Genomic DNA, 23,641 nt, shown 5'->3' with positions numbered 1-23,641 from the left:
TTACTCCTCACCTTCACGGATGATCAGTTGAATTTTTGTTGGGTTATAAGCATTACATGGGTTATTCAGTTGTGGGCAATTTGAGATCAATACAATTAAGTCCATTTCAGCTTTAATTTCGACATATTTACCTGGTGCAGAAATCCCATCATCAAATTTCAAATGTCCCTCAGCGGTCACAGGAACATTCATAAAGAAGTTAATATTTGGACCGATATGGCGCACATTTAAGCCATGTTTTTTGGCAATCGGATGTTGCGACAGAGCAATCATGAAATTATTACGGCAACTGTGCATTGGAAATTTGTCATGTGCATAGCGAACAGTGTTGCTTTCACATGAACATGCACCGCCTAAGGTGTCATGACGACCACAGTTATCGTCATGGATGGTGGCAATTTTGTTGCCAAAGTTAGTGTATAGCGCTGTGCCTTTTTCTAAATAGATTTGTTGATTAATCGCTAAGGTATCAGTGGCGCTATAACGCTCTTCAGGGTTTGATGCCGAGATAAAGAGCGTATCGACCGCTTGGTTGCCCTCTAAATCCACGATACGGAAGTATTGCCCTTTTTTGACTTCGCACATCCACGCTTCACCGGCTGGACATACTTCGCTTAACACTGATTTTTCAGAATGTTGTGTTGGGTTTACTAATGCAGTCATGATCATTCCCCTCAAGCCGTTAAAGCGTAATAGCGTTTATTATTTTGAAAAGCACGTTGATTTTGCGGGCAAGAATCACGGCAAACATCGGTGTCTGCCAAAGGTAACGCCTTAAATAAACTTAGTTGTACGTCAGCAGGGTTATATTCTTCTGCTTGAGATAATCCATGTGGTGCAGCAGATAAAAAGACCAAACAATCCATTTCAAAGCGCATTTCAATCACTTGATTTGTATTGTCCGAAGCAACATAACTTAAGTTGCCGTTGTCATCAGGTTGAACTTTAGAGAATAAATTTAAGGTACTGCTCAGGTCAGTTGCAGATAAACCAAACTTGGTCATTTCAAGCAGTAAGCTATCCTTACCACTGCGGTACATATCGTTACGGGCATCTTGGAAAGTTTTTGAACCAAATTGTTGTTCGATTTGTTGTGCGGTACTTGGTGCACAAAACGCATCATTCCAAGCGTGATCATCTTTGACTATCGAGATCATGGCACGGCCTAAATCCGACGCCAAAATATGTCCTGTACTTAAATATGCCGTGTGTTGCCCCTTGAGACTATCTGGCATGTTGTAGCGTTCAAGCTTATCTTCACTATTTACACAGTACAGTGCCACATTGGCATTTTGCCCTAGCGATTTAAGCTGTAATACTGCCCCACGCTGAATACGCGCTGACCAGTGGTGTCCACCCGGTAAAAGTTCAGTCCATAGTGCTTTATCGTCATGATAATGTGTTGTACTCATTGCAGCCTCTGCCTAATTCTTAACTGTTTACCTCCCGGGCTTTTATCCCTCCGTGCAGCTTTGCTTTGAATTAAAACGAAGCCGTGAACTCTCGGTCGCGGTCATACACAGAAATGTATCGGAACCCTAGATCACTTTTGATGTATGTAGAAATGCAAAGGCTGTGCCAAAATAGTATTACGGTTTGAGTAAAACGTAATACTAAGGCTTTTAGGGTTAGTTTTTGATGCTTAAGCTGCAGTATTGGTTTTAAATTGCGCTATTTTTGAACCTTGTTTCTGCTTAGATATGCTTCATGATTGTGCAAATGCATTCATGGTTAAGTTTTTTGGAATTTATATTTTTTCGATTTCTTCAAAATAAAAAGCCCAATATGGGCATTGGGCTTTTGCTGATTATTCAGGACTTTTTATTGCATTAACTGACTGCTTTATAAAATGGTACCGAGCCATTCACAGTTGCACGATGCATAATGCGGTACGCATCACCATAGTCAAACAGCGCTTTGTGCTGCGTGCAGCGGTTGTCCCAAATAGCGACATCACCTTCTTGCCATTTCCAGCGCAAGTGAAATTCTTCCTTCACTGCATGTTCAAACAAGAATGTCAGCAATGCATCGCTCTCTTGTGCATTTAATTCATTAATTTGTGTTGTAAATCCCTCATTCACAAACAATACTTCAGCACCAGTTTCGGGGTGTGTACGTACGACCGGATGTACCACTGGCGGGTTTTTACGGAAACTATTTTCAAGCCTTTCGCGGTCTGCTGCTGTTGCGCCAAAGCGCTCTAATGGAAAAGATTTACGAATATCATGTGTTGCTGTTAAACCGCGTAGTTGCAGTTTTAAATCTTCACTGAGCGCATTAAAAGCAGCTGTACCGCTGGCCCAGAGCGTATCCCCGCCAAATTCAGGGATTTTAATGGCTTGCAGCACACAGCCCAATGGCGGTGTCTGACTAAAAGTCACATCAGTATGCCAAAGGTCATTGTCTCTTAAATCTTGTCTGTGGCTATCCAGTACAATCACTTCTGGAGCATCTTCCATCGCAGGGTAAATCGGATGAATATGTAAAGTACCAAAAGTTTTTGCCAACGTCACTTGCGACTGTGCGCTAAGCGCCTGCTTTCTAAAAAAGATCACTTGATGCTGCAATAGTGCCTGTTTTATTTCAAGCAACAATGGTGTATCGGCATGGTTTAAATCGATACCTTCAATAACAGCGCCAATGTTTGGGTTAATTTGCTTCGCTTGCAATGACATAATCAAATCTTCTTCAATCTCTAAATCTGTTTACAGCTGTTGGCCATGCCAAGGCGCCAACTGCTTTTGCAGCCAACGTAAAAATAGCTCAAAACTTACTGCGACAATCGCGATCACAATAATCCCAAGAATCACGGTATCAGTAATTAGGAACTGAGCCGCAGACTGCACCATAAAACCAATACCGCGATCAGCAGCAACCAACTCTGCAGCCACCAGTGTTGACCAGCCCACGCCCAAGCCAATGCGCACACCCGTTAATATGTGCGGCAAAGCTGTAGGTAAAATCACATATTGCAAAACCTGCAAGCGCGTTGCGCCTAAAGATAATGCTGCACGTTCACGGTTTTTTTGATGGCTGATCACACCATGCGCACTGCTAATAATAATTGGCGCCAAAATTGAAAAGAAAATCAGCAGCACTTTGGTGGTTTCACCAATACCAAACCAAATCACCAATAACGGTAAATACGCAAGCGGTGGAATGGGACGGAGTAGCTCCACAAGTGGATCAAATACAGCACTTACCCATTTGTTGAGTCCCATCCATAAACCTAAAGGCACACCAATCACAATAGCAGCAATGAGTGCGCTAAACACACGGCCAATACTTTCAGCCAAATGCTGCCAAAGCGTGGCTTTCATAAAACCTTGCTGGCTGACTTCAATAAACTTCTGCCATACCGCTGCTGGACTTGGTAAAAAAAGCTCAGGAATAATTTTCAAAGTGGTTACGACAAACCAAAGTACTAAAATGCTCAGCACGCTGCCGATGCTCACAATAAGTGGCAAATTTTTTCTAAATATAGAAATAGATGAACTTCTGTTTAATGTTACTGCTTCTGCACGATTTTCGCTTAGATGAGCCTTATTTAATTTTTGAATTTGTGTATTCATATTAAGACTCCACCGCATGTAATTTTTGCGCTTTTAAGCGTTCAAACAACATTTCACGCAGCTGAATAAACTGCGGATCAGACTTAATCGCTCGTATAGATTCGCCTTTACGGTAGCGCTCAGCAAAATCTAGCTTGAGCGTTTCAACAATCGTCCCCGGACGCGCTGTCATCAGTACCAATTGATTGCTTAATAAAAGCGCCTCTTCAATATCATGGGTAATGAGGAAGAAACCTTTTTTCTCTTTAATCCATAAATTCAGCACAAACTCCTGCATGCTTTCGCGGGTAAATGCATCGAGTGCTGCAAATGGTTCATCCAGCAAAATAAATGGTGCATGACTAATCAAGGCACGTGCAATACCAACGCGCTGTTTCATCCCGCCTGAAAGCTCCCAGATATTGGCATTTGCCACATGCGAAAGCCCGACGGTATTTAAAATAGACGCAACTTGTGACTTTATCTCTGTACTTTTTAAGCCTTTTAATTTCAAGGAAAATGCCACGTTATCTGACACATTAAGCCACGGCAGCAAAGCATGTTCTTGAAAGACCACTGCTCGTCTTGCATCTGGGCCAGTTAAAACTTCATCATCAATTTTGACTTGGCCTGCACTCACCTGTTGAAAACCCGCCAAAATATTTAAAAGCGTCGTTTTGCCGCAGCCAGACTCGCCAAGTACAACTGTTAAAGTCGATTCAGGAACGTCCAAATTGATATTTTTTAGTACAGCCACCTCTTGTTCAGGATAGGTCAGGCTAATATTTTCCGCTTTTAAGATACTCATTTTCACATCCTTAAGGCTGAACAAATAAGGCTGTTACATTGCCTTTATAGTCGGCTTTGACTTTATCTACTTTGCCTTGGGCTTTTAAAAAGGTCGCTGTATCTAAAATATTCTTGGCAAAATCTGTGCTGAAACTTTGAGCTTGCTGCTGCTGGTTCAAATAAATATTGCCAGATAGCAGCAATGGAATATCTTTCGCATCAGAACCGGTTAATTGCGCAATGCTATTGATATAAGCAATATTCGTTTCAAACGCTTTCGGATCTTGATTGTATTCATCTATTTTCTTTAAAGAAGTTTGAACGAAAGATTTTAAAAACTCTGGATTTTGCTCTGCAAAGTCTTTACGAACCACCCATACATCAAAGGTTGGTGCGCCCCATTCTGCAACTTGCTTAGAATCGGTCAGAACTTTACCTGTGGCACTCGCCTTGCTTAAAGCGGGTTCCCATACATAAGTCGCGTCAATATCACCACGTTCCCACGCTGCTGAGATTTCAGGCGGGCGTAAGTTAATAATTTTGACGTCAGACTCTGACAGATTCCAATGCTTCAATGCAGAAAGCAGGCTGTAATGTGCCGTAGAAACAAATGGCACTGCAATGGTTTTGCCCTTTAAGTCTTCAGGTTTTTCAATGCCTGATTTATTGCTCACCACTAAGGCTTCTGAAGCACCAGGTTTGGCTGCCACAAAAAATACTTCAATAGGTAAATCACGGCTGGCAGCAGCAGCTAAAGGACTTGTCCCAATATTGCCAATACTGACATCACCTGATGCCAAAGCATTTACAACGTCTGCGCCCGTATCAAATTTTTTCCACTCAATTTTTTGTTGACTGTCTTTTTCATAATCGCCATTGGCCTGCGCCACTTTGCTCGGATCAACACCCGTTTGATAGGCAATGACTACCGCTTTCTGATCTTTTTGCGCAATTGCAGCCGTTGAAGTGTCAGGAGTAGATTTTTTAGCTTGGAAATATACGAAAGCAGCGATCGCCACAATGACGATCGCCGTAATAATTAAAGGTTTAGATTTGCCGCTCATATTTTTTTCATAAAAAGTGATAACTAATTCACATACTAATCAGTCAGCTTTATGATGAAAAATAAGTTAATTGACAATATTTATCACAAAATTGCATTTATCGATTAGTGGAATACTTATGCTTTTATTCACTAAACGTCTAGCAATCAATTTTCTGCGCGAGATCTTTTAATGATATTTTTTACTTCACTAAGATTTCATGGAACATATGACGCAGCCATTGATGGCTGGTTTTATGATGGCAGGACATATGCCAATATTGCTTCACGCCATAGGTTGGAAATGCAATCGGCGCATCAAATATTTTTAAGTTACCGCGTGAAAGCAATACTTCACTCAAGTAGTACGGCACAGTAGCAATCGCATCAGTGTCTTGCACAACCAAACCCACACCTAAATAACTAGGTAAACGCATCAAAATATCACGTTTTAAATCAAGGTTAAGCAGCTCATTTTCAATATGGTAGTGCCCCATCCCTGCATCAATATCAATATGCGATTCTGACAAATATTGCTCAGTTGTAATGGTGTCACCCGTTAATCGTGGGTGATCCTTAGCTGCAATCACCACATAATATTGCTCAAACAATTTTTGTTGATAAAAGCCGCTTTCCAAATGCGGTAAAAACCCCAATGCTAAATCAATTTCACCATTCGCCATTTGATAACTGGTTTCAGTGGTAATCGGGCGTACATTCAGACGTATTTGTGGCGCGTGTTTTTTTAGATATTGGCTGATTTTAGGCAATAAAACCAAATGCGAAACATCGGTCATGGCCAAAGTAAATTGTTGATCTGAAATGGCTTGATCAAAATTAATCGTAAAATTATTAATGGCTTCGACTTTACTCAAGGCTTCGCTAACTAAAGGAAATAATTGACGCGATAACTCCGTAGGCACCATTTCATTGCCGATACGTAAAAATAAGGGGTCGTTATAATGCTGTCGTATTTTATTTAAAATATTACTGACTGTAGGCTGACTCATCTGCAAGTGTTCAGCAGCTTGTGACACATTTTTGTACTTATAAACATGAAAAAAAATGCTAAGAAGTTTACAGTCCAATTCAAACACGAAAGATTTAATCCCTAATTAAATATTGCAAGTTATGCTGTGCATCATCTGCTGAATTATACAAAAAGCCAATAACGAAATATTACTTTTATTGCAGATGAAACGCCAGTTTAGCCTGCTCAGTTGCATTTGGCTTTTCAACACTCCAATCCGTCCGCATAATAGACACAGCTCGAATTTGGATATCAACATGCTTCAAGGAAAAAAACTGGTTTGTTTTGATTTAGATGGCACACTTATCGACTCTGTTGGCGTGTGGAATCAGGTCGACGCAGATTTGATTCAACAGTTAACTGGACAAACCATCCAACTGGGTTTAATTCAACGTGAACGTGACCTTCAGCTGCAATTATTTAAAAATACACCAGACCCTTACTTAATGTACTGTAACTATCTAAAAGATACTTATAAGATTGAACAACACACAGCAGATCAAATCAAACAGCAACGATATGCCATTTCACAGCATTTTTTAGAACATATCATCTTGCTTAAACCACATGCAGCGTTATTTGTTCAACAGCTCATTCAGCAAGGCATTCAGGTGGCAATTACCACCACGACCAGCTTGCAAAATATTTATCGATATCAAAAAAATATCAACATTTATCCAAAGCTGCATTTTGAAAATAGTTTTGATCTGATCCTGACCCGTGAAAGTGTCAAAAATATTAAGCCGCATCCTGAAGTTTATTTACAAGCTATTCAACATTTTGCAGTAAAACCTGAAGAATGTTTAATTTTTGAAGATTCACTCATTGGTGTAGAAGCCGCAAATGCTGCGGGTATTGAAGTGGTTGCGGTGTATGACGCATATTCAGAGCACGAAATTGAGCAAATCAAAAATAAAGCGGATTATTTTATCCATGATTTCTCTTCGGTTCTGAACTGAGTTAAAGCAAATAAACATTCGCTTTAAAGTTAAAAAAGCAGCCCAATTTAGAGGCTGCTTTTGATATTTTTGCATCAATAGATAATTGATCTATTTTACTTTTTTATAAATGGATCCAGACCCGACTAAATTTCCCGTTTTTTCGTCAATCGCAAATTCAACAGCACCTGTCCCAGAGTTTACAGCCAGTAACCCAGATTCAGCAACAGACGCAGGTACAGGATTTTTCTTTTCAGATTTACCACTTTGTTTATCTTTTAAAGTATTGGTAATGAAATAGTTTTCACCATTTTTACTAATAATCAGCGCATTTTCAAGTTGCGGATCTACTGCGGTATTTTGCCATGTTCCTGCATAATCGGGCGCTGGACTTTGTTTACATGCCGTGAGGAGAACTGCGAGCAACATCGCAGAAAAAAATTGAATCTTTTTCAAAATACTGACCTTCTTTGTCAATGAATTTTGCATTATAGAAAGCCTTGAACAGAACTTAAGACCGTTCGTGTTGTGCAAAAGTTTCAAACCAAGTGCTGCTGTTTTTCTTTTGTCATGTTTTGAAACATTTATGGTCTTTCATAAAAAATAAGCCCACTTGATCATGGGCTTATTTAAAAATTTTCAATCTTTAGATTTATACGATTTGACGCATTGAACCAGTTTCTTCAAAAGTGGCATGCCAAGATAAAGCCTCTTTTAAAATATGCGGCGTTTGACCACCACGCTCACATGCGCGTTCAAAGTAGCTCAACAATGCTGCGCGATAATCTGGATGTGCACAGATTTCAATGACTTTACGTGCACGCTCACGTGGTGAAAGACCACGTAAATCTGCCAAGCCCTGCTCTGTAACCACGATGTCAACGTCGTGGTCAGTATGGTCGGTATGACTCACCATTGGCACCACAGATGAAATCGCACCACCTTTTGCAATCGACTTGGTTACGAAAATGGCAATGTGCGCATGACGAGTAAAGTCTCCTGAACCACCGATACCGTTCATCATTTTCGTACCCGTCACATGGGTCGAATTTACGTTTCCGTAAATATCAAACTCAAGCGCAGTATTAATCGCAATAATGCCTAAACGTCTAATGATTTCAGGGTTATTGGATAGCTCTTGTGGACGTAACACAATTTTGTCTTTGTACTGATCAAAATTGTTCATCACGTGCTGTGCACAAGGCTCAGATAACGTCATTGAACAGCCTGAGGCAAATTTCATTTTTCCAGAATCAATTAGCTGGAAAGTACAGTCTTGTAGTACTTCTGAATACATTTCCAAATCATGGAAATTAGAATGCTCAAAACCAGCAAATACAGCATTGGCAATCGAACCCACACCTGACTGTAGCGGCCCTAAATTTTCAGGCAAACGCCCTGCTGCTACTTCACCTTCAAAGAAATCAATCAGGTGCTGAGCAATCGCTAGGGTTTCAGCATCAGGTTCATCCATTTTAAACTGGGTATCTGGCAGATCATTCAACACAATAGCTGAAATCTTATCGGGGCTGACATTGATCCCAATCGTACCGATACGTTCACCGACCTGAGTCAGTGGAATTGGCCCACGGTTTGGTCGCGCTTTCGGCACATAAATATCATGTACACCTTCTAGCACTGGGTTAATCGTATTATCAATTTCAATAATCACATGATCTGCCATTTCAATGAAATTGGCTGAGTTACCACATGAACCTGTCGGAATAACTTGACCATCTTCTGTAATTGCAGTCGCTGCAATAACGGCCACATTAATGCGCGGTAAATTATGATGACGAATATTATCGGCCATTTCAGACAAGTGTTGGTCAATATACATGACCTCGCCAGCGTTAATGGCTTTACGTAAACCAGGATCTGCCTGATACGGATAACGACGTTCTATCGCATGCGCCGCATTGAGGCGACCATCGATACTATTTCCTAAACTAGCACCCGTTGCCAACGTGATACGAAGAGGATGTGAAACTGCATGATCTGCAAGTGCCAATGGAACCGTCTTTGCCTCACCTGCACCACCAAAACCACTTAAACCAACCACTGAACCATCTTGAATTAACTCAATCGCTTTTTCAGCAGACATTACTTTGTCGCGAAGGGAGAGTAAGCGAATGCGATCTAAACCATTCATAATTAAATCTCAAAAAATAAATATCTCAAAATAAACATCTTTTTTCGCCATCCCAGCGAACTGAGATAGCGTTTGTTATTGCTTATCTAAAAACGTACTTATCTAAAAGCTTACTTATATAAATTGAGGCAAATTAAATCAGTTCAACCGCAATTGCAGTTGCTTCACCGCCCCCAATACACAGTGCTGCGACACCTTTTTTACCGCCAGTGCGTTTTAAGGCATGAATCAGCGTCACAATAATACGTGAACCTGATGAACCTAGTGGGTGACCAAGTGAGCAAGCACCACCATGAATGTTCACTTTTGCTTCATCTAAGTTAAATCCATCAATCGCCAGCATTGTAACCATGGCAAATGCTTCATTGACTTCCCACAGGTCAACTTCTTGTGCATCCCAACCGGCTTGTGCAAGTACTTTCTCAATAGCACCGACTGGAGCAATCGTGAACTCTGACGGATGCTGTGAATTTGTGGCATAAGCAACGACTTTTGCTAGTGGTTTTAAACCACGTGCTTGAGCCGTTTCTTCTGATGTAACCACCAAAGCAGATGCACCGTCAGAAATTGAGCTGGCATTGGCAGCTGTGATCGTGCCGTCTTTTTTGAATGCAGGACGCAGTGTTGGGATTTTTTCAGGCTTAGCACTTAATGGCTGTTCATCTGTGTCAACAACGACGTCACCTTTACGGCTTTTAACAGTAACTGGCACGATTTCATTTTTGAAGAAACCGCCTTGAATCGCTGCAACGGCTTTATTGAGTGAGTTGATGGCAAAAGCATCTTGCTGTTCACGGGTATAGCCTTTTTTATCTGCCATATCTTGTGCCAGAATACCCATCGATAAACCTGTCTCAGCATCTTCTAAGCCTTCTTGAAACATGTGGTCTGTGGTTTTACCATGACCCATACGATAGCCTGAACGCGCTTTTTCAAGTAAATATGGCGCATTTGACATCGACTCCATACCACCAGCAACCACAATATTAGCAGAACCGGCTTTAATCGCATCAGCTGCTTGCATCACTGCCTTCATGCCTGAACCACAAATTTTATTAATCGTGGTGGCACCCGTTGTATCTGGCAAACCTGCTTGACGCATTGCTTGGCGTGCAGGACCTTGTTTAAGACCAGCCGGTAATACACAGCCAAAAATAACTTCGTCAATATCTGTAGGTTCTAAACCTGCACGTGCAACAACAGCTTGAATCGCTGCAGCACCTAAGTCTGGGGCTGTACAAGATGAAAGTGAACCCTGAAAACCACCCATCGCTGTACGTACGCCATCTACAATTACAATCATTTCTTATTTCATCCTGTTTTAAATCTTTTAACCCCAAGGAACCATGACTGGTTCCTCAGATTTTCCATCTTAATGTTTTTCACAGTGGTTTAGATGAAACCTTAAGATTGAGCGGTGAAGTATTCTTCAGATAGCTGCATGATAAGTTCAGAACCTGCTTTAATACGTTGAGCACGGGCAGCAAGGTCAGGTAGAACTTTCTCAACATAGAAATCTGCGAGTACCAGTTTGTTTTGGTAGAAGCTCTCTGGTTTTGCAGCCGCAGCTTTGCTAATACGTGCAAACATATAAACGAAGCTGAGTAAACCAACAGCGTGCAGGTAATCGACTGCCACCGAACTGCTAAAGTCTGGGGTGGTCTTAGATTGTTCTACAATGAATTGCGTTAATGCTTCAACTTCGTCAGAAACTTGCAATGCTGCAGATTTAACTTTTGAATCAGCCATGGTTGCAGCAAAATCACGAATTTCAGCAATGTATTCGGCAATAAATGCACCATTACATTTCGTGGTTTTGCGTCCAATTAAATCAATCGCTTGTACGCCATTTGTGCCTTCGTAAATCTGCGAAATACGTAAGTCACGAATGCATTGCTCCATGCCCCATTCACGGATATAGCCATGACCACCAAAGCACATTTGCGCTTCTAAAGTAGCTTGTAGGGCTGTATCTGTTAGGTAGGCTTTTGCAATAGGTGTCAATAAAGCCACGCGGTCATTGGCTTTTTTCACAGCAGCTTCGTCAGTTGAATATTTTGTAATATCCAGTTGCTGGCCAACATACACAGCAAATGCACGAGATGCTTCGTTGTTGGCGCGTACATTCAACAACATACGACGTACATCACCATGTACTAAAATAGAGTCTGCTGGTTTTTCAGGAGATTTCACACCTGTCGCAGAACGACCTTGTAGACGATCAGTCGCATACTGTGCAGCATTTTGGTAAGCAAATTCTGCAGCGCCAATCCCTTGGATACCCATCGATAAACGTTCATAGTTCATCATGACAAACATCGCCGCAAGACCTTCGTTTTCTTTACCAACGATATAACCTTTGGCACCATCAAAGTTCATAACACACGTTGCAGAACCTTTAATACCCATCTTGTGTTCAATTGAACCCGCTGAAACAGCATTACGTTCACCGACTGAGCCATCGGCATTGACATGGAATTTTGGAACGATAAACAATGAAATACCACGTGAACCCGCAGGTGCATTTGGCGTTTTTGCTAACACAAGATGGATGATGTTTTCACACAGATCATGTTCACCACTGGTGATGAAAATTTTCGTGCCTGTAATATTAAATGAACCATCTTCATTCGGCTCTGCTTTGGTTTTAATGATCCCCAAATCAGTCCCTGAATGTGGTTCAGTTAAACACATAGTGCCTGACCATTCACCCGTATAAAATTTTGGAAGATAGGTTTCTTTTTGCTCTTGCGAAGCACGGTCATTAATCGCCATACCTGCACCCACAGTCAGTAGTGGATACAACATAAATGATGGATTGGTACTCCAAATCATTTCGTCAGCAAGTACTGTCAACATTTTCGGCATGTTTTGGCCGCCCCATTCTTCAGAAGCGCCTAAACCAACCCAGCCACCTTCAGCGAATTGTTTAAAAGCGTCTTTAAACCCTGTAGGCGTAGTAACAACACCATTACTAAACTGCGCACCACCTTCTTCATCTGCAGTACGGTTCAAGTCTAGAATAACGTTTTTAGAAAACTTAGCCATTTCTTCTAAAATGGCATTTGCAGTCGCCATATCAATATGAGCTAAGTTTTCATTTGACTGCCAGAACTCATCTGCATTGAATACATCATTTAAGATGAAGTCCATGTCCTTTAACGGCGCATTGTATATTGGCATTGTACTTTCCTTTTCTACAGGCTTTGTCAGCGTCTTTGACAAAGTACTTTTTTAAAGTTGCACGCTCCCGCACAAAATCATCAAATCAATTTTGTGTGGATTTTTTAAAGATCTGTTTTTTCAGATAGATATCTAAAATGGATATAGATAATGTGTTTTTACCGACAAGTGTAAAATAACCACCTGATATTTTGAGCAGCATTATTTTATTACAATTAAATAAATTTATTGAATTGAATAAATTTATAATTAGTAATTGATTAAAACCAAACATAATAGTACCTATAATCATGTTTAATTTAGGGTGTATTAATAACATAACAACCAAGACCGTTTTGTTAAATGCTGCTTTTGTTGTAAAAGCGAAAAGACAATAAATTAAAAAAAATAAAAATGGAATTTTATTTCAAAAAAATGACCTCAAGGGTTCAGTTTTATTGACATTAATTTTATGCTATGAATTCTATATGTTTTACGCACTCTACTAATGTGTTTATTTTTAAACCAATTTATGTAATATTTGAGACCATAGTGGAATGTAAGATTCACAAGATTTAGCTTAAGCTAGGCTTGTTCACCCTCAAGATGTTTATGGAACAGTTATCATGAGTTCAGTACGCCAACAAAATTTTATCCTTCGCAAGGAAAAAATTTTAGCCATGGCAGAAACCCTGCTATTAGATAATAATCAAGACATCACCTTAAGTGAGTTAGCTTGTGAACTAGATATTGCCAAAGGCACGATTTATAAACATTTTAAAAGTAAAAACCAATTATATTTAGAACTGATTATCTTAAATGAAAAACGATTATTAGAAATTTCAAAAAAATATAATCATGATATTAAAACTTATGTTTCACAATATATGCTTTATAATATGTTGAATTCTAATAGAACTATATTATTACATGTCATTGAAGAACGCTTAACCAATAATGAACGTAAATTAAAAGAGTTATTTGAAGAGCTCTATCGTGTTCGTGAAGAACGTATTATTGAAATTAAGGATATGACCAGTGATTATCTAAAATCACTTGAAAGCGCAATGTCGATACGTGATTATTTATCTTATATTTGGACGGTCACTTATGGTGCGTCCCTACTCCTCAATTCAACGCATTATCAAAAATCAATCGGTTCACGTGAACGTTTAATCAAGCTATATATTAATCAGGCGCTGATGACGCCAGATAAAATTTCAGCCGTATAAAATTGATTTATAAATAAAAAAATGCCGAACAACTGTTCGGCTTTTTTATTCATTCGACAATATCTAGGTTATGCAATCACAGGTGGGAAGCCATCTTCGGTTAAAGCGCTAATCAATTGCTCTGCACTAGCACTAGATTCAACGTCCACTAATTTTGTAGCTACATCAATAGTGACCGTTGCATTTTCGTCTAAGTCTTTAATCGTTGCTGTCACGCTACGTGCGCAACCACCACATGTCATATTATCAATACGAAATTTCATGCTGTTCATCCTTCTTTTCTAATAACAACACTATAAACCTTTCCACGATTGTAAGGTCAAGCGGGTTTAAATCTTTGCTGTATGGCAGCACTCAGCCATGCCCGTTTCGATTTGATTTAAAATCGTACAATCGGCTTGATCATTACCGGCACAGCCATCGACGGACTTTTGCAAGATCTCAACCATGGCCTGTAAGTCTGCGATTTTTTGATTTAAGGTCTGGATATGTTTTAACGCCAATGCTTTAACTTCTACACTTTGCCGACTTTGATTTTTCCAAAGCCCAAGTAAATCTTTCATTTGTTCAGAAGAAAAACCTAAATCACGCGCATGTCTTAAGAAACTCAAGGTTTTAATATCGGCTTCCGAGTAAACTCGATAGCCGGCATCGGTGCGCTTTGCATTATTTAACAGCCCAATCGATTCATAATAGCGGATCATTTTTGCAGAAATGCCCGAAGCTTTCGCTGCTTGTCCAATATTCATCTCAAGACTCCTGAAAAACTGGCCCTTTAAATGCTTTTAAACGTAAGGCATTCGATACAACAAACACCGATGAAAGTGCCATTGCACCAGCTGCGAACATAGGTGAAAGCAATATGCCAAAGAATGGATATAACACACCTGCAGCGACAGGAATCAATGCTGCATTGTAAATAAATGCCCAAAATAGGTTTTGGCGAATATTATTCATCGTCGCTGTGCTCAGTGCGATTGCTGTCGGCACCATTTGTAAATTTCCCGACATAAGCACAACGTCCGCGGCCTCTATCGCCACATCTGTCCCTGTACCAATCGCCATGCCCACATCTGCTTGCGCAAGTGCAGGCGCATCATTTATACCATCGCCAACAAAACATACAACACCATGTTCTTTTTGCAACTGTTGTACAGATTGCACTTTTTGATCTGGCATCACTTCAGCGATCACATGATCAATTTTCAACTGTCGTGCTATGGCAGAAGCAGTATGTCGGTTGTCGCCTGTAATCATGGCCACTTTCAGCCCTAAATCATGCAAAGCTTGAATGGCTGTATAGGTTGTAGCTTTGATCGGGTCGGCTACAGCAACAATGGCAGCAAGCTGTTGATCGATCGATACATATAGCGGGGTTTTCCCTTCATTGCCCATGCGTTCTGCCAGTGCTGAAAAGATTTGTGTTTCTAAACCAAGTTTATGCATCAAATGATCTGCACCAATATAAATGCTTTGTCCTTCAACAACCGCCTGAATCCCAGCACCAGTCACGGAATCAAACTGTTCAACTTCTAAAAGTTGCACTTGCATCTCTTTCGCAGCTTGTACAATGGCATAGGCAATCGGATGCTCAGATTTCTGCTCTACAGAGGCCAATAACTGAAATACGCGATCTTTATCAAAAGCTTCAGTGACTTCAAAATCAGTCAGTTTCGGTTTACCTTCCGTCAAAGTCCCTGTTTTATCAACTGCAACCACTTGTGTATTTTTGAGTTGTTGTAAGGCTTCACCTTTACGGAATAAAACTCCAAGTTCTGCACCTCGCCCTGTACCGACCATAATAGACGTTGGTGTTGCCAAACCCATTGCACATGGACATGCGATGATCAGTACTGCTACAGCATTGACTAAGGCATAGGTTAAACTCGGTTCAGGTCCAACTACATACCAAACTAAAAAGGTGATCAACGCCAACGCCATTACCACCGGTACAAACCATAACGTGACTTTATCCACCAAAGCTTGAATCGGTAATTTTGAACCCTGAGCCTGTTCAACCATATGGATAATTTGTGCCAAAACAGAATCTTGACCCACAGCAGTAGCTTGTATTTTCAATGCCCCATTTTGGTTAATGGTTCCGCCGACAACTTGATCACCGGCTTTTTTCTCGACAGGAATCGGTTCTCCACTGATCATGGATTCATCAATATAACTGTTCCCAGACACTACAGCACCATCGACTGGGCAACGTTCACCAGGCCGTATTTCAATCAGCATGCCTGTTTCAACATCACTAATCGGTAAATCTATAAAGGTACCAGATTGCTCTACACGTGCAGTTTTAGGTTGCATGCCGACTAAGTATTGAATAGCTTGCGATGTTTTACCTTTGGCTTTCGCCTCCATAAAACGCCCCAACAGAATCAACGCCACAATTACTGCAGCTGCTTCAAAGTACACATGAACGGTACCTTGCGGTAATAATTGCGGGGCAAACGTGGCAACACAAGAAAAACTATAAGCAGATAAAGTCCCGACTGCGACCAAAGAATTCATATCCGGGGCAAGTCGGGCAAGTGCTGGTATGCCATGCAGATAAAAGCGTCTTCCGGGTAGGATTAAGACCAAAGTGGTTAATATAAACTGAATATACCAACTATTTTGTGTCCCTAAATTATGCGCAATAAAATGATGAAAAGCTGGAATCATGTGTGATCCCATCTCCAAGATAAAAACAGGAACAGCGAGTACCAGTGCGATGATTAAATCACGCTTGAGTAACCGAGCTTCATCGGCTTTTTTTTCTGCCATTGTCGGTTGTTGCTGCGTAGCAACGGTCGCACTGTATCCCGCTTTTTTAACTGCCGCGATCAATTCCTGTGTTTTTGAAACTGGCGCCTGAACAAAAGCTTTTTCACTGGCTAAATTTACAGTTGCTTTATTGACACCATCAACAGCATTTAAGGCTTTTTCGACTCGTGCTACACATGAAGCACAGGTCATACCGTCAATATTTAATTCAATATTGGGCTGTGCAATATGAAAACCTGCTTTTTCTACGGACTTCGCCAATGCAGAATTTTCAACAGATGCCAATGCCGTAATCGTGGCTTTTTCAGTTGCCAAATTCACTTGTGCATTGATAACTTCTGGAACTGTCTTTAATGCTTTTTCAACACGTGCAACACACGATGCGCAAGTCATCCCTTCAATTTCAAGTTCAATCTGCTTTTGTGCAACGCCAAAACCTGCCTTTTCAACGGCCTGAATTACAGCAGAATAATCCACATTTTTATCACTCTGAACATGTGCTGTTTCAGTGGCTAAATTCACTTGAGCATCAGTGATGCCATCGACTTTTTTTAAGGCTTTTTCCACCCGTGCCACACAAGAAGCACAGGTCATCCCTTCAATAGCAAGTGTGCCATCAAAAAGTTTGCGTTCTGTCGAATCTGTCATGGCAACATCCCAATCATATGTGCTTGTTTTAGGCTATAGCTTAAACTTTACCACAATGGGAAGGTCAAGTTTTTCTGACTCACAGCAAGGCTTTTCTTTAAGGTATAAAGAATTGCGAAGATTTAAAAACATAATCAATAATATTGAATAATGATTATTCAATTAGTTTATTTTTCTGATATTAAAAATACACCTTTCCTCATTATTCAGTAAGATAGAGATTCGTGACCACCAAACGAATTACTCTCTTTCGCATGTACAAACTGTCGAACATTTGCTTTAACTGCGCATATTTGTGTGCTTTTTTATTTTTAATTTTAAGTTGGAGTCTAGATCATATTGATGTTTGGCTTACTCAAGTGGTTATCCCTGCTGTCACGATATGCATACTCTTAGGCTTCCTGTTTAAATATATCGCTCGAAAGTTAGGATATGAACCGCCTAAACGAAAAATAAAACAACAAAATGCCAAAAACGATGATCAAGACGCGGCTTAAGATACTTATAAATAACGAAATCATCAATAAAAAAGCCCATTCAATTGAACGGGCTTTTTTTCATGTCAGAATTATTAGTCAGCACTAATATCTTCAAATAAAACGGAAGAAAGGTAACGTTCACCACCATCCGGTAAAATGACCACAATGGTTTTGCCTGCATTCTCAGGACGTGCAGCAAGTTTTGCCGCAGCTGCCATTGCCGCGCCACTAGAGATACCCACTAAAATACCGTCATGAGTAGCCGTTTTACGCGCCCACTCAATTGCTTCAGCACTTTCAATACCGATCACTTCATCAACAAGGTCTAGATCTAAGTTACCCGGAATAAAGTTAGCTCCAATCCCCTGAATTTTATGCGGCCCAGGAGTCAGTGTTTCGCCTTTTTTCGCTTGGGCGATAATCGGAGATTCAGCCGGTTCTACCGCAACAGAATAAAGCGGCTGATTTTTCACTTTTTCAAAATAGCTTGAAATGCCTGAAATCGTACCGCCTGTACCTACACCTGAAACTAAAATATCCACTTTACCACCGGTCGCTTCCCAAATTTCTGGGCCAGTGGTCAATTCATGAATTTTAGGGTTTGCAGGGTTTTCAAACTGTTGTGGTAAATAATACGTTTCAGGATGTTCGGCAACGAGGCGCTGTGCTTCTTCGACTGCACCTTTCATGCCTTTAGCAGGTTCAGTCAATACGAGATTTGCACCAAAAGATTTCAACACCTTACGGCGTTCGATACTCATACTTGCTGGCATGGTTAATGTAATTGCATAACCTTTCGCTGCTGCAACAAATGCCAAAGCAATCCCTGTATTACCACTTGTAGGTTCTACAATATGCATACCCGGTTTTAATAAACCTTTTTCTTCTGCATCTGCAATGAGAGCTGCACCCACACGACATTTCACTGAAAATGCTGGGTTACGGCTTTCAACTTTAGCCAAGACCGTTGCTTCTGACTGAATCGCACGATTAATACGAACTAAAGGTGTATTACCAATCGCTTCAGCGTTATTACTATATACTGCGATACCTAAATTACTCGTTGCTGGAAAAGCTGAATCTGTTGTCATGACTATTTATCCCTTGTGTATTTATTGAATACGATCTTTAGATGATACAATTATTTTCAAAGTGTGCATGATTTTTTAAGCTAATGTCTTATATTTATGTGCATTTTGTGAAAGCTTGCACTAAAATCAAGCAATAAATTTAACTGATTAACTAAATTTAAACTTATAAAAATTAATGATATTTGATTTCATAAAAAACCATAGAAATTGTCTTATTTATTCAATGTATTAAGCCGTGATATCCGTATACTTGAGCTGTTGTTAATCGTATGGACATATCCAATGAATACCGATCTGGAAATCACTACTATGCGTGATTCTGCCGAATTAGTCGTGGGCGTTTTAAAGTCGCTGGCAAATACGGATCGTCTACTAATTTTATGTCATCTAGCACAGCAAGAATTGAATGTGTCTCAGATTGAAGAAATCACTGATATTAAACAGCCAACCCTCTCACAACAATTAATGATGTTACGTAAAAGTGATGTTGTGACCACGCGTCGTGATGGTAAGCAAATTTATTATTCAATTAAAGATACAAATTTAGTTCAAGTTCTCAATACTCTTTACCAATTGTATTGCAACCAATCTTATAAATAACACTCAGTTATTTTAAAATTTCAAGCCAGACATGCTGTTCTTGCACCACTATAGATGAATTATCGCAATGGACAGCAATTCAATATCTAAATTTACCCTCCAGACTTCTTCAAAATTTCAATATCTATATTTATATCGAATATCCAAAGCTTTAAATCAGCTCATACTTTTTATTAATTCATTTAGAATGATGGTTTCTTATATATCCCACAAATGTACTGCAATGTTGTACGCTCAAAATTTATTGCACAAGACTTCTTAGCATTTTTTATGCATAATATATATGAAATTGTGATTTAGATAAGTTTATGTCAGATTTAAAACCTCATATCTTACAGAAATTTCCAGCTTGGCAGTGGTTACAGCACTACAGCCCCGTGAAATTTAAATCTGATGTACTTGCTTCGCTGATCGTGATTGCCATGTTGGTTCCTCAAGGTATGGCCTATTCCATGCTGGCAGGTTTACCTCCAATCATGGGTTTATATGCCAGTATTTTACCGATGATTGTCTACGCCCTCATTGGTGGAAGCTCAACCTTATCGATAGGCCCTGTGGCAATCATTTCGATGATGACCTTCGCCACGCTCAATCCACTATTTGAAGTCGGTTCGCCTGTTTATATTGAAGCCGCTACACTTTTGGCCTTAATGGTCGGACTGATTTCTCTGATGCTAGGTGTGCTACGTTTTGGTTTTTTAATTCAGTTGATCAGTCATCCTGTCATTAAAAGCTTTATTATTGCTTCGGCTCTGCTCATTGCACTAGGTCAATTTAAGTTTCTCGTCGATGTCCCGCTAAAAGCCAACAACATCCCTGAGTTTGTTTTGAGTCTGTGGGAATATCTAAGTTTGACTCACTTTGCTTCACTCATCTTTGGTGTGCTGGCCATACTGTTTTTAATCTATGTACCAAAAATGTTGGCTACTCAATCGATCCAATCTCGATTCGGCTCTACTGCCTTTCTAAGTAAAGCACTTCCATTGATACTAGTGGTGATCTCAATTGCATCGGTGATGTTATTTGACCTGCAAAATGTCGGCATTAAAACTGTCGGTGAAATTCCTTCAGGATTTCCACCCTTAAGCTTTCCACATTGGAACTGGGAACTGGTACAAACCTTACTGCCCGGTGCAACAATGATTGCCATGATCAGTTTTGTTGAGTCACTGTCTATCGCCCAAGCCACTGCCTTACAACAACGCAGCCAACTCAATAGTAACCAAGAGTTGATCGCTTTAGGTTTAGCCAATCTAAGCGCAGGTGTTAGCTCTGCCTTTCCTGTGACGGGTAGCTTATCTCGTACAGTGGTTAATGCAGATGCAGGTGCAAAAACACCGATGGCTGGCGTGTTGTCGTCATTGCTGATTATCGTTGTCAGTCTCTACTTCACTGGTTTTTTCCAAGACTTACCTTTAGTCATTTTGGCGGCCACGATTATTGTTTCCATTTGGAAATTAGTCGACTTTAAACCTTTTGTGGATACATGGCGTTATTCAAAAGCTGATGGTATAGCGATGTGGGTGACCTTTTTCGGTGTGGTGTGTATCGACATTTCTACAGGTCTCATTATTGGCATTATTTCTACCTTTATTCTGTTGTTATGGCGCATTAGTCGTCCACATATTGCGGTGATCGGTTTAGTCGAGGGCACACAGCACTTCCGCAATGTACAGCGCCATCATGTCTATACCGCACCACATATTCTCTCGCTCCGTATAGATGAAAATATCTCGTTTTTAAATGCCAATACGCTTAAAGGTTTCCTGATTAATGAAGTCAGTGAAAATATTGACCTAGAACATGTTGTTATCAACTGCTCAAGCGTCAGTTCAATTGACCTCAGTGCCTTAGAAATGTTGGAAGATTTAAATGCTGAATTATCAAAATTAGATATTCGACTGCATTTTTCCGAGGTCAAAGGCCCTGTCATGGACAAATTGCAGCACTCAAAACTACTCACGCATTTGAGTGGTCAAATTTTTCTCACCCACTATCAAGCAGTTAAAGAGCTTGCGACAGCCAGTTCTGAGTACCAAATTTAAAGGCCTATTAGCTCACTGTTTAATCAATGCGAATTTGATAAACAGTGAGTTTTGAAGGGTTTACATTTTAATACACAAAAATAGATTATAAAAAACAAAGGTTTATTTTTAAATTAAATTATTTTTTAAGCATGCGACATTTTCGTATAAAATACAGGGCTAATTTTCATCATTTTGTCATTGTAATTCTGACAAGGCTCTCCTATGTTTTCAGCATTTACACGCTTGAGTTTAGTAACCCGAATTATTATCGCCATTATTTTAGGTGTATTGGTTGCTGTTGTTGCTCCAGGCGTTGCACCCTATTTAAGTTTGCTTGGTGATTTATTCATTAAGGCATTGAAATCCGTAGCACCGATACTGGTCTTTGTACTTGTGCTGTCATCCATTGCAAATTTCAAAGTGGGTAGCAGTAATGCATATATTAAACCAATTATATTGATGTACGCTATTGGTATGTTCCTTGCTGCTTTAAGTTCAGTAGTAGCAAGCCTTTTATTCCCTAGTACATTAATTCTTGATGTTGCTGCAGAAAACCTTGTGCCGCCAGGCAGTCTTGCTGAAATATTGAAAAACTTATTATTAAGTTTTGTCGCAAACCCTGTTACAGCAATTTCTGAAGCAAATTTCATTGGTATTTTGGCTTGGGCTGTTGCCTTAGGTATTGCATTTCGTCATGCATCAGAGAACACCAAAGTCTTTTTATCTGACGCTGCTGATGCAGTGAATAAAGTGATCCGTTTAGTGATTAACTTTGCACCTATTGGTATCTTCGGTTTGGTTGCTGTTACATTTGCCGACTCAGGTCTAAAAACGCTTGTTAGTTATGCGCACTTACTTGCGGTATTACTCGGTACCATGTTCTTTGTAGCTTTGGTCATTAACCCACTAATGGTGGCATTTATGACTCGCTCAAACCCGTTCCCATTGGTTTTCCAATGTCTACGTGAAAGTGGTATCACTGCATTCTTTACACGTAGTTCCGCTGCAAACATTCCAGTTAACTTAGACCTTGCAAAGCGTCTTGGTGTACCAGAGTCAACTGCAAGCGTAGCGATTCCTTTAGGTGCAACTGTCAATATGGCAGGTGCATCGGTCACAATTACAGTCCTCACACTAGCAGCAGTTCATACTTTGGGCATTTCTGTTGATTTCAGCACAATGTTGATTTTATCAGTCGTTGCTACCGTTTCTGCATGTGGTGCTTCAGGTGTTGCTGGTGGTTCATTGCTGCTTATTCCAGTGGCTTGTGGCCTGTTTGGTATTTCAAGTGATATCGCGATGCAAGTTGTAGCCATTGGTATGGTTATTAGCGTACTCCAAGATTCAACTGAAACCGCTTTAAACTCTTCGACTGACGTATTATTTACAGCTGCAGTAGACCGTGGTTTAAGATAATATCCTGATATTGGATACTTTTTAAGGCGAGGCCATGCCTTTACAGACTTTACCGCTTTGGATACAACTGGGTGCTTTTTTCCTCGCAGTGAATGCAGGAATGATTAATGTACTTGGACTGGTGACCATCTTGCACCAGTCAGTATCTCACATGACCGGTAATGTCAGTATGTTAGCCATGGCCTTCATTGCATGGCAGCCAAATACGATTATTTATTTGATTTTAGTCTTACTCTGTTATGTGATTGGCTCATTTTATAGTGGGCTTATTCTTGGAAATAGTCACTTTAGCTTAACCAGACGTTATGGCGTCCCATTAAGCTTGGTGGCTTTTTTTATTGTCCTGTGTTGGCTACTATTGCCCTATTTTCCACGTTACGCTTTGCTTTGGGCATGTGTGGCTATGGGTGTACAAAATGCAATGGTTAGCCACTATAAAGGTACCATTATTCGTACCACACACCTTTCTGGTGTTTTGACGGACTTAGGTTTGGCTTTGGGTTATAAAGCCCGTGGACTTCCGGTTGAGTCTAAACGTGTGGTCTTACATTTATTAATTTTGGCGGGATTTATCGTTGGTGGCATACTTGCCAGTTGGCTTTATCCTTATTTAAAATTAAACGCATTCCTGATTCCTGCCGCACTCAGTTTAGTCATGAGCGCAGTATATTGGATCATCTATTTTCATTATCGACATATACACGATTAG

At 40.2% G+C, this 23,641-nt stretch carries 21 protein-coding genes, 1 pseudogene and 1 riboswitch; of the genes and pseudogenes, 6 read left to right on the top strand and 16 right to left on the bottom strand.

What is annotated here, in order from left to right; translation table 11 throughout:
• The 7 genes from FTU75_RS07615 to FTU75_RS07585 form a co-directional block, all read right to left on the bottom strand.
• Window positions 1-663 (bottom strand): urea amidolyase associated protein UAAP2, encoded by a 663-nt coding sequence (locus FTU75_RS07615; protein WP_180115601.1) that lies wholly within the window; start codon window positions 661-663, stop codon window positions 1-3.
• 11 nt (window positions 664-674) lie between these two features.
• Window positions 675-1,412 (bottom strand): urea amidolyase associated protein UAAP1, encoded by a 738-nt coding sequence (locus tag FTU75_RS07610; protein ID WP_180115600.1) that lies wholly within the window; start codon window positions 1,410-1,412, stop codon window positions 675-677.
• A gap of 29 nt (window positions 1,413-1,441) precedes the next feature.
• A riboswitch (guanidine-I (ykkC/yxkD leader) is annotated at window positions 1,442-1,553 on the bottom strand.
• Window positions 1,554-1,829: 276 nt separating this feature from the next.
• On the bottom strand, window positions 1,830-2,675 hold the full coding sequence (tauD, locus tag FTU75_RS07605) for a taurine dioxygenase (RefSeq protein WP_180115599.1): 846 nt from the start codon (window positions 2,673-2,675) through the stop codon (window positions 1,830-1,832).
• A gap of 30 nt (window positions 2,676-2,705) precedes the next feature.
• Window positions 2,706-3,572, bottom strand: a complete 867-nt coding sequence (gene tauC / locus FTU75_RS07600; protein WP_180115598.1) for a taurine ABC transporter permease TauC — start codon at window positions 3,570-3,572, stop codon at window positions 2,706-2,708.
• A gap of 1 nt (window position 3,573) precedes the next feature.
• Complete coding sequence (locus FTU75_RS07595; protein ID WP_180115597.1) at window positions 3,574-4,359, bottom strand: taurine ABC transporter ATP-binding protein; 786 nt, start codon at window positions 4,357-4,359, stop codon at window positions 3,574-3,576.
• Window positions 4,360-4,369: 10 nt separating this feature from the next.
• A complete protein-coding gene (gene tauA, locus FTU75_RS07590) occupies window positions 4,370-5,404 on the bottom strand; it encodes a taurine ABC transporter substrate-binding protein (protein ID WP_180115596.1) in 1,035 nt (344 codons plus the stop codon).
• 181 nt (window positions 5,405-5,585) lie between these two features.
• Window positions 5,586-6,479: a LysR substrate-binding domain-containing protein gene (locus tag FTU75_RS07585; protein ID WP_078190935.1), complete on the bottom strand. Its 894-nt coding sequence runs from the start codon at window positions 6,477-6,479 to the stop codon at window positions 5,586-5,588.
• 190 nt (window positions 6,480-6,669) lie between these two features.
• Here FTU75_RS07585 and FTU75_RS07580 point away from each other — a divergent pair, with 190 nt between their 5' ends.
• A complete protein-coding gene (locus FTU75_RS07580; protein WP_180115595.1) occupies window positions 6,670-7,371 on the top strand; it encodes an HAD family phosphatase in 702 nt (233 codons plus the stop codon).
• 90 nt (window positions 7,372-7,461) lie between these two features.
• Here the strand turns inward: FTU75_RS07580 and FTU75_RS07575 are convergent, their stop codons facing one another.
• From FTU75_RS07575 to FTU75_RS07560, 4 genes are all read right to left on the bottom strand, one after another.
• Complete coding sequence (locus FTU75_RS07575) at window positions 7,462-7,779, bottom strand: hypothetical protein (protein ID WP_373685855.1); 318 nt, start codon at window positions 7,777-7,779, stop codon at window positions 7,462-7,464.
• Between the two features lie 223 nt (window positions 7,780-8,002).
• Complete coding sequence (locus tag FTU75_RS07570) at window positions 8,003-9,502, bottom strand: succinate CoA transferase (RefSeq protein ID WP_180054798.1); 1,500 nt, start codon at window positions 9,500-9,502, stop codon at window positions 8,003-8,005.
• Between the two features lie 133 nt (window positions 9,503-9,635).
• Window positions 9,636-10,805 carry a thiolase family protein gene (locus tag FTU75_RS07565; RefSeq protein ID WP_180008861.1) on the bottom strand — a complete coding sequence of 390 codons (1,170 nt, stop codon included), beginning with the start codon at window positions 10,803-10,805 and terminating at the stop codon, window positions 9,636-9,638.
• A gap of 101 nt (window positions 10,806-10,906) precedes the next feature.
• On the bottom strand, window positions 10,907-12,685 hold the full coding sequence (locus tag FTU75_RS07560) for an acyl-CoA dehydrogenase C-terminal domain-containing protein (RefSeq protein ID WP_111884373.1): 1,779 nt from the start codon (window positions 12,683-12,685) through the stop codon (window positions 10,907-10,909).
• A gap of 605 nt (window positions 12,686-13,290) precedes the next feature.
• On the opposite strand from FTU75_RS07560, the gene FTU75_RS07555 reads away from it, so the two are divergent.
• On the top strand, window positions 13,291-13,896 hold the full coding sequence (locus FTU75_RS07555) for a TetR/AcrR family transcriptional regulator (protein ID WP_078190941.1): 606 nt from the start codon (window positions 13,291-13,293) through the stop codon (window positions 13,894-13,896).
• Window positions 13,897-13,964: 68 nt separating this feature from the next.
• Here the strand turns inward: FTU75_RS07555 and FTU75_RS07550 are convergent, their stop codons facing one another.
• From FTU75_RS07550 to cysK, 5 genes and pseudogenes are all read right to left on the bottom strand, one after another.
• Window positions 13,965-14,159: a heavy-metal-associated domain-containing protein gene (locus FTU75_RS07550; protein WP_078190942.1), complete on the bottom strand. Its 195-nt coding sequence runs from the start codon at window positions 14,157-14,159 to the stop codon at window positions 13,965-13,967.
• Between the two features lie 66 nt (window positions 14,160-14,225).
• The gene (gene cueR / locus FTU75_RS07545; protein WP_180115594.1) at window positions 14,226-14,645 is read right to left on the bottom strand and encodes a Cu(I)-responsive transcriptional regulator; all 420 of its coding nucleotides are present in this window, start codon (window positions 14,643-14,645) and stop codon (window positions 14,226-14,228) included.
• 1 nt (window position 14,646) lies between these two features.
• Entirely contained in the window at window positions 14,647-17,085 is a 2,439-nt protein-coding gene (locus tag FTU75_RS07540) for a copper-translocating P-type ATPase (protein ID WP_373685854.1), read from the bottom strand.
• A gap of 72 nt (window positions 17,086-17,157) precedes the next feature.
• A pseudogene (locus FTU75_RS18660) lies at window positions 17,158-17,265 on the bottom strand (cation transporter); the annotation flags it as partial.
• A gap of 625 nt (window positions 17,266-17,890) precedes the next feature.
• A complete protein-coding gene (cysK, locus tag FTU75_RS07535; RefSeq protein WP_111884368.1) occupies window positions 17,891-18,889 on the bottom strand; it encodes a cysteine synthase A in 999 nt (332 codons plus the stop codon).
• 282 nt (window positions 18,890-19,171) lie between these two features.
• Between cysK and FTU75_RS07530 the strand changes: the two genes are divergently transcribed.
• The 4 genes from FTU75_RS07530 to FTU75_RS07515 all read left to right on the top strand — a co-directional run bounded on the left by FTU75_RS07530 (window position 19,172) and on the right by FTU75_RS07515 (window position 23,641).
• Window positions 19,172-19,489, top strand: a complete 318-nt coding sequence (locus tag FTU75_RS07530) for a helix-turn-helix transcriptional regulator (RefSeq protein ID WP_180115592.1) — start codon at window positions 19,172-19,174, stop codon at window positions 19,487-19,489.
• A 308-nt stretch (window positions 19,490-19,797) separates the two neighbouring features.
• Window positions 19,798-21,534, top strand: coding sequence for a SulP family inorganic anion transporter (locus FTU75_RS07525; RefSeq protein WP_180115591.1), 1,737 nt, complete (start codon window positions 19,798-19,800; stop codon window positions 21,532-21,534).
• A 204-nt stretch (window positions 21,535-21,738) separates the two neighbouring features.
• Window positions 21,739-22,932 (top strand): serine/threonine transporter SstT, encoded by a 1,194-nt coding sequence (gene sstT / locus FTU75_RS07520; protein WP_078193803.1) that lies wholly within the window; start codon window positions 21,739-21,741, stop codon window positions 22,930-22,932.
• Window positions 22,933-22,966: 34 nt separating this feature from the next.
• A complete protein-coding gene (locus FTU75_RS07515) occupies window positions 22,967-23,641 on the top strand; it encodes a YoaK family protein (protein WP_078193804.1) in 675 nt (224 codons plus the stop codon).

The sequence above is a fragment of the Acinetobacter sp. YH12140 genome, assembly GCF_013418475.1.
Lineage (GTDB): Bacteria > Pseudomonadota > Gammaproteobacteria > Pseudomonadales > Moraxellaceae > Acinetobacter > Acinetobacter amyesii.
Note: the sequence above shows the minus strand (reverse complement) of the source record. Positions and strands in the feature narration are given on the sequence as shown.